The organism is Caenimonas soli (genome assembly GCF_013155545.1).
GTDB lineage: Bacteria > Pseudomonadota > Gammaproteobacteria > Burkholderiales > Burkholderiaceae_C > Ramlibacter > Ramlibacter soli.
Genome location: NZ_JABJVV010000001.1, coordinates 624,731 through 638,146 on the forward strand (window position 1 = coordinate 624,731; position 13,416 = coordinate 638,146).

Sequence of the window (13,416 nt, forward strand, 5' to 3'; positions counted from 1 at the left end):
GGCCCCGGGGCTCAGTGAGCCGCCTGAATAAGGCTCCCCTCAGCACATCCCGGAGACACGCACCGCCGGGACCGCCAGCTCGCGGCCGACCAAGGCGCGGGCCGCCAGCTCGAAGGACATCCCTTTGACGGCCTCCGGATTGTGAACGTTGACAGCGTTTCCCGCGTCGAAGGCGACGATGTTCTTGAACGCATTGCCGTATGCGATCTCGTGGTTGTCCACCTCGACATAGCCGATGTGCGGTGTACACAGCGCATTGGGCAAGGAAAGCAAAGGGTCCTTGCCGTCCAACACGGGCTCAGTCTCGAAAACGTCGACGGCAGCCATCCCGGGGCGACCGGCCTTCAATGCCGCGGCCAAGACGCCGGGTGAGATCAGTTCCGCGCGGCTGGTATTGACGAGCAGCGCGGTCGGTTTCATGCACGCAAGATCCTGCGCCGTCACACTGCCGCGCGTCTCTTCGTTGAGTCGCAAGTGCAGCGAAAGAACATCGGACCGGGCAAAGAAATCGGCGCGGTTCGCCGGGATGTCATGCCCGTCCTTGCGGGCCTGTCCGAAGCCGTTCTCCCGTTCCCAGACCAGCACGTTCATCTCGAAGGCCTTCGCGTAGTTGGCGATGACCTTGCCGATCCGCCCGTAGCCGAGGATGCCCAAGGTCCGGCCTCGCAGGCCCCTGCCGATCCTGGACTGCCAGCGACCCTGTCTCAACGCCTCGGCCTCGAAAGGGATGTGGCGCATGGCCGCGATGATGAGTCCCCAGGTCAGTTCCGCTGCTGCATAGGACGGCCGGGAGGTCAACTCCGAGCAGACGACGACACCGTGTCGCGTACAGGCCTCGAGGTCGATATGGGGCACATGGCCGTTCTGCGTAATGAGCTTCAGGTTGGGCAGGCGCTCGAGCAGCGCCTCGCCGATCGGCGTGCGCTCGCGCAACAAGACCAGGGCTTCAGCGTCCTGAACGCGTTGGGCCAGCACATCGACATCGGACACATAGTCGTTGAAGATCGTGACTTCGTGACCCTCCAGGGTCTTGAAGCAGTCGAGGCGACGGACGACGTCCGCATAGTCGTCAAGGATGGCGATTTTCATGGTGAATCCACTGGCAGTTATCTGTTGGTCAGGCGTTGGCCGGCAGGTCGGCAACCGCCAGGCCTTCGTCGATGAGCTTGCACTTGCGCGCTTCCGCTGCGGCTTTTTTCTCGGACAGCGCCAGCACGTCCTCGGCTCTTTGCCGGGGAATGAAGCAAACGCCGGTGTCGTCAGCCAGCACGATGTCGCCGGGCGAAACACGTATGCCACCGATCTCCACGTCGCCGTTGATCTCGACGGTTTCGATGCGCCACTTGCCCGTCACCGGGGAAATCTCGGTAGCCCAGACGGGATAGCCGACGCTTCTCGAATGGGAGATGTCGCGAATGGCGCCGCTGATGACCGCGCCGGCTTCACCCTGGCGCTTCCCGGTTTGCGCGGAAATTCCGCCCATGTTCGAGATGCCGCTGACGCCGTCGATCACGAGCACATCGCCCTGCGAGGCGAGGTTGTGCGCCTCGAACTCCGCCATCTTGTTGACATGAGCCCGAGCGCTTTCGTAGGCGTGCTCGCGCTGCATGATGTTGCGCACGGTCAACGCAGGTCCCACCACACACGCACCGGCGATGGTGGGTACGAACCGCGAAGCCGGCAGGACGCCGACAATGCCCAGTTCGTCCATGATGTCGGAGACGATACTGCTGGCGTCGCCGCCGAGGGCCTTGAAGCCATCGATCAGGGCCTGCGCCGGGCGTGGTACCTGCATCAGGCGAATGCGCTCGGGGGCGATTTTTCCGGTCAGTTTTTTTTCGGTCATGGTTTGCTTGCTTTGCACTGTGTCTTTAACGAATCGGGGACCATGGAAGAGGCGCCATGATTCGGCCTTCCTGCTTGGTATAGAACGGTTTTATCTTGGCGACGTAGTCCTTCCACCCAGGCGCCACCTGCAGTTCGGCGCGCCTGCGGCTTCGGTCTTCCATGCTGTCGTAGGCCCACAGATGGACGACCTGGTTGAGCAGTTCGTCCTCTGTCTTGAAGTAGCCCAGCATCCGCAGCACCTTGCTCTGGATCGGCAGGCCTTCGCTCTCGTAGAGCGCCAGGTACTCCTTCATCCGTTCCGGCTGGATGGTGTAGATGCGTTCCTCAATGACCATGCTCTTGCCTCGTCACTTCTCGATGCCCTGCTTGACCAGCCAGTCACGAACCAGGCGGGCCACCTGGTCGCTGTTGCGGTCCATCATCACCATGTGGCTGTTGCCGCGAATTCCCATGGCGGGCAGGTCGATCGTGTCGGTAGTGCCACCGGCCGTCTTGATGGCATTCGTGTACGTCTCGGCGGTGTTCCGGTAGCGCATCCACAGCGCGCTGTCCGCGAGATAGTCGCCCCATACCGTCAGGTGCGGTATGTGCTTGACCCGGGCCGGATCGACCTTGACCGGATCGAGGGCCGAGGCCGGCTCGATCAGCACGACCGCCTTCACCTTATCGGGCGCGCGCTGCGCCGCCGTGTAGACGAACTGGCCGGCCTGGCTATGCCCGACGATGACGCACGGACAGACCCGCTGCACCAGCGCGTCATAGGCGCTCTGGATCTGTGCATCGGTATTGGTCCAGCGGGCGACAAATTGCTTGGTGAACTGGTCGATCGCCGCCACCGGGAACTGCATGCCCGGATAGGCCTTTTGCTTGCTGACCTCGGCCGAGTAGCCATCGGCCGGGCCAAAGCGGAAGATGCCCCACGATTGGTCGATGGTGCGGTGCTCGGGCTCGGCGGGGTTGATCTCCGGATAGCGCGCCCATGAGGAGCGGCCTCGCTCCACGGCGTCAGAGACCAAGGTGTCGTAGCCCGCGCGCATGAAGTACTCATGCCATCCGGCTCGGCCGTCGGGAGTGGTTTCCCAGGTCACACCGGTCAGCCCGCCGCCATGCCAGAGCAGCAGCGGCACCTTGGCCTTGGGCGATGCCAGGGCAAAGTGCTGGACGTACAGCTGGCCGACCTGATAGTCGCCATTGGGATCGGACTTGCGAGTAGGCGCCTGGGGATTGGTGCGCACCTCTTTGACCGGCAGGCCGGATAAGGTCTTGCGTTCGCCGCCAATGTGGTAGCCACGCACGCTCTCGAGCGCGATCGGACCTTTTGTCGGCACTGCCGTGCTGGCACAGCCGGCGAGCAAGGCCACCCACGCGGCCAGCATGCATATTTTGAGATTCATCGGGCTTTCTCCGGCTTTCAATTCGGTTGCGCGCCGGATTTGCGTATCAACTCGGCCCAGCGTGGAATTTCCTTTTGCATGAACGTCGTCAACTCCTGCGGCGAGCTGCCCACGACTTCGATCCCGGTCGCCGCCATCTTCTCGCGCACCTCCGGCGTTTTGACGCTCGCGACGATTTCCTTGTTAAGCCGGTCGATGATCGCCTTTGGGGTGCCCTTAGGCGCATACACGGCCTGCCATGCCACCATCTCGAAGCCCTTGACGCCCGCCTCGTCCATCGTCGGCGTATCCGGCGCGGCCGCGACGCGTTTGGACGTAGTCACGGCAAGCAACCTGAGCTTGCCCGCCTTCACCAGCCCCATCCCAGCGGTTAGCTGGTCGAACAGGAACGCCACCTGTCCGGCCGCGACGTCTTGCAGCGCCTGCGGTTGCCCCTTATAGGGCACGTGGGTCAACGGCACCCCGATCAGGTCGGCAAACATTTCTCCGGCCAGATGGGTGGACGACCCGGCGCCGGGCGATGCGAAAGTGCGCATGGCCGGGTCCTTCTTGAGCAGCGCAATCAACTCCTGAACCGATCGCACAGGCAATTGCGCGTTGACGTACAGCGCGTTGGGAATGAAGCCGACCAGCGAGACGGGCTCGAAGTCCTTGATCGGGTCGTAACCAAGATTCTTGTAGAGCCCCGCATTGATCGCATGCGTGCTGATGGTGCCGCCCAAGAGCGTGTACCCGTCCGGATTCGCATTCGCCACCAGGCGAGCAGCAAGGGCGCCCGCCGCGCCCGGTTTGTTGTCCACGACCACCGGCTGGCCAAGGGCATTGGCCAGACTATGACTGATGGTGCGGCCGACGACATCGGTGGTTCCGCCCGGCGTGAATGGCACGACGTAGGTGATTGGCTTGGTGGGCCAGGACTGGGCCATGGCCGCGAGGGGCGCACATGTCAGGACGGTTGCGGCGACTGCCGCGAGCAATTCAAGGGGCCTCATGGGGTACTCCGTGTCTTGTGCGGCGATTATTTCTCGCAGATGGCTATGACGCGGGCTGGGCTACCACTTCCAATGACGAGGGGGAGCGCGCCTGCGACGAGGGTGCAGCTGTCGGGCTTGGCCGAAGCGATCGAACCCAGGTTGGTGGCGTTTTCTATGAACTTCCAGTCCCGCTGCAAGCCGCGCACGTGCGATGCATAGATATGCCCGGTAAAGCTTGCGTCAGCGCCGGCCTGGCCCTCGCCAGAGTCGATGCCAATGTTGTCGATCGCGATTCCATTGATGCGGATGCCTTTCTTTTTTTCCAGATCAATCAACGCATCCACTGCCGCCTTGCTTACACCAGGGAAATTCCAGCCATTGATGTAGGGCGATGTTGAAAGATCACCTCCTTTGTAGAAGCGCGACCAGCCGGTGTTGACAACAATCCAGCTGCCGTTCTGGAGCTTGTCGGCCACCGCATTGATGTCATTGGCTGTGACGTTGTTGGGCGAGGCTTCCGAGAAGTCCATCACGCTCTTTTGCGGGCTGGGGGTGCCGCCGTTCCTGTCCAGTTGGGCCTGCACGCGTTGGCTGATGTCGACAAAGACAATTGGTCCGGTCAGGTCTGCAAGGGTCAACTGATTTTGAAACCTGCGAGGTAAAGAAGCATCGGCCTCGACCGTTCCGGGGACATTGACGTAATGGGCTGGGGCATCAATGTGTGTTCCATGGTGCTCCGCAATCGTCATATAGGATCGATAAAAATGCCCGTCATCAAAGTGATTTTCACTGGGCTGCAATGCAACCTGCCTGAAGAAGCTGGGCACGGGCTGGCTGTGTGCATGGGGCTTGGTCAGGTCTGGCTTGGCGGGGTCACTGGCCAGAGGCGCGAAGGTCGGAATCTCGTGGGTCAGGTCAAGGTAGAGCGGTTTGGCCTTGACGTCACTAGAGAGCACATTTGCCTGGGAACCCTCAGCCGATCCGCAAGCGGTGAGCACCGCCCCGCTGATCGCTGCGAAACCCATTGAGCCAATGACGATCATCGTTCTTGCTGTCAATTTCATCGGAGTCTCCTTCTTGGTTTGTTCGGTCGCTCCGTAGTGCGAAGCGGCAGGCGTATTACAGGACTCCCTCATTCATAATACAAACGAATCTTTTCAATAAACACATTTGAACTATTCATGAATCTGACAGTTCGACAATTGCGCGCTTTTGTCTTGGTGGTCCAGAAAGGCAGCTTTACCGGCGCGGGCCGGGCAATGCACCTGACCCAATCGGCGGTGAGTATCCTGGTGCGGGACCTGGAGGAGGCACTGGGCTCACGCCTCATCGACCGCACTACGCGCAGCATCGCCGTTACCGCGGTGGGGCAGGAGTTCTTCGCGAGCGCGCAGCGCATCCTGGCCGATATCGAGCATGCGGTCGGCAATGTGGACAAACTCATCGCGAAGCAGCGGGGCCGCGTGGTCGTGGCCGCACCCCTGATCCTGTCGAGCACCTTCCTGCCTCCCGTCCTGGCGGCCTTCGGGCGCCTGCACCCCGGTGTTGACGTTCTGGTGCTGGACTCGTTGACGGACCAGGTTCTGCCGAACGTGCGTTCCGGCGTGGCGGATCTGGGCATCGGCACTTTCCGCAAGACGGAGGCGGATCTGTCCAGCGCTCTGCTCTTCAAGGAGCCGCTGGTGGCCGTTTACCCCAAGCGCCATGCGTTTAGCCGCGCCGCCCGGCTGGCCTGGAAGGATCTCCATGGGTGTTCCATCCTGACCCTGCGCAGTGGCAGCGTCTTCAGAGAGCTGACGCAGGCCGGGTTGGCCTCTGCCGGGTTGCCGCTGGAGCCGGCCTTCGAAGCGACCTACAGCGGCACACTGATCGGATGGGTGAAAGCCGGCCTGGGTGTGGCTATTGTTCCGGCGCACGCCACGGCACTGGCGGATGAAAGGAGCGTTGGCTGGAAGCGCCTGGAAAAGCCCGCGATAGAACGAGAGGTCCTCATGGTGCACCGCGCCGGCGTTTCGCTGTCACCGGCGGCGCAGGCAGTCGCCGAGCACCTGCTGACGAACAGCACGCGGGGCGCCCTCGACTCCGGCAAATAGGTTGCGGCGGAGCAACCCGCCCCTCAATCTCCGCTAACGTTGTTGTAGCGCTCGATCTGGCATGCGTACGATGCCTCGCCGGCGGAACACGGCGATACGGTGGACTGGCGGGGGGAAATGCCTGAGCACCCCGCCACCGCCAGAAGCAAGGCGACACTGAATGCCTTGATCATGATCACGGGCTCAGCCCATCTGGAGTTCCTTCTTGAGACTCGAGGCCTCGTCGTGAGCCCGCTGCACCGCCTGCTGCACTTTCGGGTCGACGTTGCCCGCTTTGCGGCACGCCTGCATGGCGCGATCGCCCGCCTGCTCGAGTTGCATGACGACATCGCGCAAGCGGCCTTGGTCGGCTTGCTGCTGCTGCGAACTGCACGCCTGCTGCGCCTGGCGCGCCTGCTGATGCATTGCGTCCACGGACTGGCGCACCTCGCTCGGCACCGAGCCTGACTGAACTGCCCGCTCTGCCTCGTCTGCACATTGCTCGACTCGATCGATCCGTTGCTTCACTTCACTTGGCTGCATGAGGTACTCCTTCATCAGAAAATTCAAGCGTACGCACCCCGCCGCAAAGACCAAGCCGACTCGTGCCTACTCGCGTGTAGGACAACTACCTACGGCCTTAGACTAGCTACACAGAAAGCATAGCCATGACCAACCTTGCCCACTCCTGGTTGATCCGCAGCGCGCCTGTGGCCGCCGCACAGGCCGCCGGCCGCCCGGTCGTCGCGCTGGAATCAACCATCATCGCCCACGGCATGCCCTATCCCGAGAACGTTCGCACTGCGCGCGAAGTGGAGGCCGTGATCCGCGGCCTGGGAGCCGAGCCCGCCACCATCGCGCTGATGGCCGGGCGAATCCGCATCGGCCTTTCGGATGACGAGCTGGAGCTGCTAGGCCGCTCCGGCCAGGCGCACAAAGTCAGCCGCCGCGACCTCCCGGCCGTGTTGGCAAGCGGCGAACTCGGCGCCACCACCGTGGCCGGCACGATGATATGTGCGGCGCTGGCGGGCATCGAGGTCTTCGTCACCGGCGGCATTGGCGGCGTACACCGCGGCGCGCAGGAGACCTTCGACATCTCGGCCGACCTGCAGGAACTGGCGAAAACCTCGGTGGCGGTGGTGTGCGCGGGCGCAAAGTCGATCCTGGACATCGGGCTCACGCTGGAGTACCTGGAAACGCACGGCGTGCCGGTGCTCAGTTGCGAGCAGGACAACTTCGCCGCGTTCTACACGCGCGACAGCGGCTTTCGCGCGGACTTCAGGCTGGACGACGCGGCGCAGCAGGCAATCTTCATCCGCACCAAGTGGGACCTGGGCCTCGCGGGCGGCGTGGTCCTGAGCACGCCGGTGCCGGAAGCGGCGGCGATGGCGCGTGGGGAGATCGACGCGCTGACGGAGCAGGCGCTCTCCGAGGCCAAGGAGCAAGGAATCACCGGCAAGGCCGTGACACCCTTTTTGCTGGGTCGCATCAAGGCGCTGACGGGCGGACGCAGCCTGGCGACCAACATCGCGCTGGTGAAACACAACGCCGAGGTGGGGGCCAGGCTGGCGCTGGCGTTGGCACAGGCGGCGGTCCATTGAGCGAGTAAGGCCGAATCCCCCTGCGTTGGCAAGGTCTCCATCATGCAACTACAGTTGTTGCATGAAACGAGACAGTCGATTATCCGGTGTGCTGCATTGCCTGCTGCACATGGCCGAGTTGGATGGCCCGGCAACTTCCGAGTCCCTGGCTGCCGCCATGCACACCAACCCTGTGGTGGTGCGGCGACTGATGGCCGGGCTGCGCGATGCCGGGTTTGTGGCATCGGCGAAAGGCCACGGGGGTGGCTGGGTGCTTTCCTGTCCCCTGGAGCACGTCACCCTGCGAGACATCCACGAGGCCGTGGGCTCGCCCGATCTGCTGGCTGTGGGCCATCGCGAGCAGAACCCGACCTGCCTGGTCGAACAGGCGGTGAATGCCGCGCTGGAAGACGCCTACCGCCAGGCGGAAGAACTCCTCCTGGCGCGCCTGGGCACGGTCACTCTCTCGGCGCTGTCGAAGGATTTCCACCGTCGCATGGCCAGCGGCCACCACAGCCTCGAGGAGATATCACATGGAATTTGACGCAGTCGTCGTTGGTGGAAGTTTCGCCGGGCTGTCCGCAGCGCTGCAACTGGCGCGGGCCAGGAGGCAGGTCGCCGTGATCGACAGTGGCCTGCGCAGGAATCGTTTTGCGCAGGTCTCGCATGGTTTTCTGGCTCAGGACGGACGGCCCCCGTCCGAAATCCACGCGGAAGCCAAGCGCCAGCTGCTGAGGTATCCGGCCGTGCGGTGGCTGGAGGGCGCGGCGCACGCCGTCCGCAGGAGCGGAAAGTCGTTCGAGGTAGTCACCGACCAGGGGGCGCAGCGCTCGAGGCGAATCGTTCTTGCCACAGGCGTGGCCGATCAACTGCCGGACGTGCCGGGGCTGCGCGAACGCTGGGGCAAATCGGTGTTCCATTGCCCCTACTGCCACGGCTATGAGCTCCGAAACGGCCACATCGGCGTGTTGGCAGTGGGGCCGGTGTCCATCCACCAGGCTATGCTGCTGCCGGACTGGGGAGCGGTCACCCTGTTCTTGAACGACGCGCTGACGCTGGACGCCGATCAGGAGCAAGCATTAGCGGCGCGCGGCGTGAGGATCGAGCGCGCACGAGTGGTCCGGGTGGCGGGGCGCGCGGCAATACAGCTGGAGGGACAGCGGGAGGTTGAACTGGACGGTATTTTCACGGCCAGCCTCACGCAACCTGCCAGCCCACTGGCTGAGCAGCTCGGTTGCGAATTCGATCACGGCCCACTGGGCCCCTTCGTAAAGACTGGTGCGCAACAAGAGACCACCGTCCCGGGCGTGTTCGCCTGCGGGGACCTCGCCCGAGCGGCTGGCAATATTGCGGTCGCCGTGGGAGACGGCGCCGTAGCGGGTTCGGCCGCGCACCGCTCGCTGATTTTCGAGCCGTAGTGTGAACAAATGTGTCACAGTCTTCACGCGGCCTTTGCGTGAAGCCGTCATCTTCCCTGCCCTGCTCCCCGTTGAAGCAGTAACCGGCCCAGAAGGCGGAGGAGGTGCCAAAATGATCCAGACCAGACCCAGCCCCTATCTGCTGCGTTTCAAATCGCTGTTCGAGAACGGACCCGGGTACGCCTTCCCTTGCGATGACAGGGGCCGGGTGGACCTGGATGGCCTGAGCGAGAGCGCCCGCAACGACTACTTGTATGCCCGAGCGATGATAGGCCGCGAGCTTGCCGCCCCTGCGGTGGAGGCCGGCGACCTGCATTGACAATGTCCCCCATGCCCGGCACATCGTTCCTGAGGTTTTGGGCGCCCGGCCTGGTTGCGCTGGGCGCGATGCTGTCGACCTGCGAAGACTCGCCGGCCGACCCGCGAAACGTCGAGCAGCAACTGCAGGGCACGTGGCTGAGGGAGTACGCGATGCACGGCATGAAAGCACGGCGCATCCTGACGCTCCAGCTGGACGGTTCGTTTCGCGAAAGGGTTCGGGTCGTTGATGGAGCCGGCGCCGTTACCCAGTACGACCATGAGGGAACCTGGCTCTACGACGGCACCAACCTGAAGCGCAAGTACACGCTGATGAACGGCGAACCGCCTTCGCGCCTGAACCTGCCGTTTGCCACCTTCCAGATTTCCTTCGAAAGCAACGACGAATTTCTTGGCATCGACCACATTCGCGGCCACCGGGTCCACTACCGGCGGGTGGCGCCGGAAACGCAGCCCTAAGGCGTTCGCGTCATCGGAGTGCCCTTGGGATATTCGTCCGCGATCCGGTCCTCCCAGTAGGTCGCCGGGTTCGGTGCGCTGCAAAGCCGCCGGTACACCTCTTCCGGAACATGCTTGTACGCCAGGATGGACTTGTTTTCCCAGTGCAGATCCAGCTGCCGCGGCGCGGGGTCGTACTCCGCCTTCTTGATGCGACCGCTTGTGAATACCTTCGTGAGCATGATTGGCGACTCCCGCGAACAGCTACCAGAGTGCATGGAAGCTGCCTGTGCCCCAGTTTACAACGCGGGGAGCCTAGCGCGAGCGCACCATCGTCGTCGTCAGTGAGTAGCGGCCCCTGGGATAGACGGAGCGCGTCACCAGCACGACGGCGCTGGCGGGATCGCGGTATTTTCGCAAGACCTTGAGGCCGGTGGATCCGTCCTCAGCCCGCAGCCGCCGCGCAATTTCGCCCTCCACCGCGCAGGCGGAGACGGTCTGCTCCACGGTGCCGATGCGGCGGCCGTAGGTTTCCTCGATCAGGTCGCAAAACAGCTTGCCGGGATACTTCGCGGCAAGCTTGGGCAAGCCCTCGTAGTGGGTATCGACGAAAGCATCGGTCCAGCCCAGGGGCAAAGCGGCGCCCTCCTCGCGCCGGGTCAGGCCGATGTGGATCCATCGCGAGCCGGGCGGACACCCCAGTTCGCGCGCCGTTGCCACGTCCAGAACCACGTGCCCGGTTTCCTCGATCTTGCGCTGCGCCGTCTGCGCGAGCGACACCAGATCGTCCAGGGTGGCCAGCGACTGCGTGAATGAGCCCACCGCAGGCAGCGCTTCGACCATGGTGCCGCGGTTGCGGCGCCGCGATACCAGCCCCATCTCCTGCATTTCCTTCAAGGCTGCGCGGATGGTGTTGCGGCTGGCGCCGTACTCGTCCATCAACTGCAATTCGGTCGGCAGCAAAGCGCCGACCGGCAACTCGCCCGAGGTGACCTTGCCGACCAGGTGCTGGGCGATCTGCTGGTAGCGGGTAACGGTCACGATATAGGCGCCTGTGCGAGGGAGATGCGGGCAAGTCTAACAACCCGTTGCTTGACAGCGGTAAGGCCCGCGCCTTAGTATATGTACCAACATATAAATAGACGGTATTTATTCAAGGATACGACTTCATGCTCCCTCGCAGATCCCTGTTGATTCACTCCCTGGCCGCCGTCCTGGCGCTGCCTTCGCCGGCCCTGGCGCAAGGTGCGGCCGATAACTTCCCCACCAAGCCCGTCACCATCATCGTTCCGTTCACGCCCGGCCAGTCGGGCGACGTCCTGGCGCGGGTACTGGCCGACGGCCTCACCAAGCTGTGGGGCAAGGCTGTCATCGTCGACAACAAGGGCGGCTCCGGAGGCACGGTGGGCAGCAAGATCGCCGCCGCAGCCGCGGCCGACGGCTACACGCTGTTGCTGGGATCGAGCGGCCCCATGGCCATCGCACCCAATCTCTACAAGAACACGGGCTACGACCCGCGCAAGGACTTCACGCCCATCATGAATGTGGCCGGGGTCGCGCAGTTGCTGGTGGTGCCGGCGGAGTCGAAATACAAGACCGTGGCCGAGTTTGTGGCGGGCGCGAAGGCTGCGCCCGGCAAGCTGAGTTACGGCTCCGGTGGCGCCGGATCCACCCAGCACCTGACGATGGAGATGTTCAAGCAGCGCGCCGGCGTCCACATCCTGCATGTGCCGTACCGCGGCTCCGCCCCTGCGTACACCGACATGTTCGGCGGCCAGATCGACGCGCTGTTCGATTCGCAGCCCGGCGTGCTGCCGTTTATCGCCTCCGGCAAGGCGCGGGTCCTGGCCGTGTCCACGCCCAAACGGGTACCCTCCCTGCCGGATATTCCGACGCTGGCCGAGAGCGGCTACCCCGGCTTCGACGTGCTGGGCTGGCTGGGCATCGTGGCACCCAAGGGGCTCGACCCGGCGATCCGCAACAAGATCAATGCCGACCTGAAGAAGGTCATGGCCACCGACGAGGTCAAGGCGCGCTTCGCCACGCTGGGCATGCTGCCCGTGGGCGGCAGCCCCGAAGACTTCGCCACCTACCTCGACAGCGAGCTGAAGAAATGGGGCGCCGTGATCAAGACGGGCTCCATCGCCGTCGAATAAGCGGCCAATTCCATGCGCATTACCGAAATCCGCGAACTCGCTGTTCGCCTCGAGGGCGACGTCGCCAACGCCGTCGTCAATTTCTCCGACCACGACGTCTCGCTCGTCTGCGTCGTGACGGACATCATCCGCAACGGCAAGCCGGTCACCGGGCTGGCGTTCAATTCCATCGGGCGCTTCGCCCAGGGCGGCATCCTTCGCGACCGGATGATTCCCCGGATGCTGGCGGCGCCTCCCGACACGCTGCTGGACGACAACCGGTCCGCCTTCTCACCCGCCAAAGTACTGGCCGCGGCCATGCGCAACGAAAAGCCCGGCGGCCACGGCGACCGGGCCGGTGCGGCAGCCGCCATCGAGCTGGCGGTGTGGGACCTGAATGCCAAGCTGGCGGGCGAGCCCGCGTACGCCACCATCGCGCGCGCCCATGGCCTTGTGCCCATGACCGACCCGGTCGATGTGTACGCCGCCGGGGGCTATTACTACGCCGCCGGCAAGCAGAAGGGCCTGGGCGATGAGCTTCGGCGCTACCGCGACATGGGTTTCAACGCCTTCAAGATGAAGATCGGCGGCGCACCGATAGCGCAGGACATGCGCCGCATCGAGGAAGCGCTCGAAGTGGTGGACGGCGATGGCAGCCGCCTGGCCGTCGACGCCAACGGCCGTTTCGACTACGAAACGGCCGTGGCCTACGGCAAGGCGATGACGCCCTATGGCCTGCGCTGGTTCGAGGAGATCGGCGATCCGCTCGATTTCGATTTGAACCGCCGTGCGGTCGAAGCCGTCACCAGTCCGGTGGCGACCGGCGAGAACCTGTTCTCCCGCGTCGACACGCTGAACCTGCTGCGGTTCGGTGGCATGCGCCCCGGCCGCGATATCTTCCAGATGGATGCAGGGCTCTCGTATGGATTGACGGAATACGCGGGCATGCTGGCACTGCTGGAACAGCACGGCTTCAGCCGCAAGCAGGCTTATCCCCATGGCGGCCACCTGATCAACCTGCACATCGTGGTGGGCCTGGGACTGGGCGGCTGCGAGGCCTACCCCGGCGTGTTCCAGCCCTTCGGCGGCTACTCACCGCAGTGCCGGCTGCAAAACAGCGCGGTAAGGCCGAGCGACGCGCCCGGCTTCGGGCTGGAAGAAAAGGCAGAGTTGGCGCCGTTCATCGCGAAATTGCTCGGGGACTGAATTTTCCTTCCTGCTGGGCTTCAGCCTGTCGGT

Annotated in this window: 17 protein-coding genes; 8 read left to right on the top strand and 9 right to left on the bottom strand. The window is 63.8% G+C overall.

Annotated elements, in window-relative coordinates; translation table 11 throughout:
• Positions 1 to 39: 39 nt before the first annotated feature.
• Genes HNE04_RS03100 through HNE04_RS03125 form a run of 6 tightly spaced genes read right to left on the bottom strand, consistent with a single transcriptional unit; the run spans position 40 to position 5,280 of the window.
• Positions 40 to 1,089, bottom strand: a complete 1,050-nt coding sequence (locus HNE04_RS03100; RefSeq protein WP_172216617.1) for a D-2-hydroxyacid dehydrogenase family protein — start codon at positions 1,087 to 1,089, stop codon at positions 40 to 42.
• 28 nt (positions 1,090 to 1,117) lie between these two features.
• On the bottom strand, positions 1,118 to 1,846 hold the full coding sequence (locus HNE04_RS03105; protein ID WP_172216619.1) for an RraA family protein: 729 nt from the start codon (positions 1,844 to 1,846) through the stop codon (positions 1,118 to 1,120).
• 25 nt (positions 1,847 to 1,871) lie between these two features.
• A complete protein-coding gene (locus tag HNE04_RS03110; RefSeq protein WP_172216621.1) occupies positions 1,872 to 2,183 on the bottom strand; it encodes an NIPSNAP family protein in 312 nt (103 codons plus the stop codon).
• A 12-nt stretch (positions 2,184 to 2,195) separates the two neighbouring features.
• Positions 2,196 to 3,242 (bottom strand): alpha/beta hydrolase family protein, encoded by a 1,047-nt coding sequence (locus tag HNE04_RS03115; RefSeq protein ID WP_172216623.1) that lies wholly within the window; start codon positions 3,240 to 3,242, stop codon positions 2,196 to 2,198.
• A gap of 17 nt (positions 3,243 to 3,259) precedes the next feature.
• Complete coding sequence (locus HNE04_RS03120) at positions 3,260 to 4,234, bottom strand: Bug family tripartite tricarboxylate transporter substrate binding protein (protein WP_172216625.1); 975 nt, start codon at positions 4,232 to 4,234, stop codon at positions 3,260 to 3,262.
• A gap of 26 nt (positions 4,235 to 4,260) precedes the next feature.
• Complete coding sequence (locus HNE04_RS03125) at positions 4,261 to 5,280, bottom strand: cyclase family protein (RefSeq protein ID WP_172216627.1); 1,020 nt, start codon at positions 5,278 to 5,280, stop codon at positions 4,261 to 4,263.
• Between the two features lie 117 nt (positions 5,281 to 5,397).
• On the opposite strand from HNE04_RS03125, the gene HNE04_RS03130 reads away from it, so the two are divergent.
• Complete coding sequence (locus HNE04_RS03130; protein ID WP_172216629.1) at positions 5,398 to 6,309, top strand: LysR family transcriptional regulator; 912 nt, start codon at positions 5,398 to 5,400, stop codon at positions 6,307 to 6,309.
• A gap of 183 nt (positions 6,310 to 6,492) precedes the next feature.
• On the opposite strand, the gene HNE04_RS03135 is transcribed toward HNE04_RS03130, so the two are convergent.
• The gene (locus HNE04_RS03135) at positions 6,493 to 6,831 is read right to left on the bottom strand and encodes a hypothetical protein (RefSeq protein WP_172216631.1); all 339 of its coding nucleotides are present in this window, start codon (positions 6,829 to 6,831) and stop codon (positions 6,493 to 6,495) included.
• Between the two features lie 125 nt (positions 6,832 to 6,956).
• On the opposite strand from HNE04_RS03135, the gene HNE04_RS03140 reads away from it, so the two are divergent.
• The 5 genes from HNE04_RS03140 (at position 6,957) to HNE04_RS03160 (ending at position 10,063) form a co-directional block, all read left to right on the top strand.
• Positions 6,957 to 7,889 carry a pseudouridine-5'-phosphate glycosidase gene (locus tag HNE04_RS03140; protein WP_172216632.1) on the top strand — a complete coding sequence of 311 codons (933 nt, stop codon included), beginning with the start codon at positions 6,957 to 6,959 and terminating at the stop codon, positions 7,887 to 7,889.
• 61 nt (positions 7,890 to 7,950) lie between these two features.
• Positions 7,951 to 8,412, top strand: coding sequence for an Rrf2 family transcriptional regulator (locus HNE04_RS03145; protein WP_172216634.1), 462 nt, complete (start codon positions 7,951 to 7,953; stop codon positions 8,410 to 8,412).
• A complete protein-coding gene (locus HNE04_RS03150) occupies positions 8,402 to 9,286 on the top strand; it encodes an NAD(P)/FAD-dependent oxidoreductase (RefSeq protein ID WP_172216636.1) in 885 nt (294 codons plus the stop codon). Before HNE04_RS03145 ends, HNE04_RS03150 begins: the two co-directional genes overlap by 11 nt.
• A 112-nt stretch (positions 9,287 to 9,398) precedes the next feature.
• Positions 9,399 to 9,605: a hypothetical protein gene (locus HNE04_RS03155; RefSeq protein ID WP_172216637.1), complete on the top strand. Its 207-nt coding sequence runs from the start codon at positions 9,399 to 9,401 to the stop codon at positions 9,603 to 9,605.
• A gap of 11 nt (positions 9,606 to 9,616) precedes the next feature.
• The gene (locus HNE04_RS03160) at positions 9,617 to 10,063 is read left to right on the top strand and encodes a hypothetical protein (RefSeq protein WP_172216638.1); all 447 of its coding nucleotides are present in this window, start codon (positions 9,617 to 9,619) and stop codon (positions 10,061 to 10,063) included.
• On the opposite strand, the gene HNE04_RS03165 is transcribed toward HNE04_RS03160, so the two are convergent.
• Entirely contained in the window at positions 10,060 to 10,284 is a 225-nt protein-coding gene (locus HNE04_RS03165) for a KTSC domain-containing protein (RefSeq protein ID WP_172216640.1), read from the bottom strand. The two genes, HNE04_RS03160 and HNE04_RS03165, sit on opposite strands and share 4 nt — an antisense overlap.
• A 73-nt stretch (positions 10,285 to 10,357) precedes the next feature.
• Positions 10,358 to 11,083 carry a GntR family transcriptional regulator gene (locus HNE04_RS03170; RefSeq protein ID WP_172216642.1) on the bottom strand — a complete coding sequence of 242 codons (726 nt, stop codon included), beginning with the start codon at positions 11,081 to 11,083 and terminating at the stop codon, positions 10,358 to 10,360.
• Positions 11,084 to 11,211: 128 nt separating this feature from the next.
• On the opposite strand from HNE04_RS03170, the gene HNE04_RS03175 reads away from it, so the two are divergent.
• Together HNE04_RS03175 and HNE04_RS03180 are read left to right on the top strand one after the other, a co-directional pair.
• Positions 11,212 to 12,198, top strand: coding sequence for a Bug family tripartite tricarboxylate transporter substrate binding protein (locus HNE04_RS03175; protein WP_172216644.1), 987 nt, complete (start codon positions 11,212 to 11,214; stop codon positions 12,196 to 12,198).
• Positions 12,199 to 12,210: 12 nt separating this feature from the next.
• A complete protein-coding gene (locus HNE04_RS03180; protein ID WP_172216646.1) occupies positions 12,211 to 13,383 on the top strand; it encodes an enolase C-terminal domain-like protein in 1,173 nt (390 codons plus the stop codon).
• Positions 13,384 to 13,416: the final 33 nt, after the last annotated feature.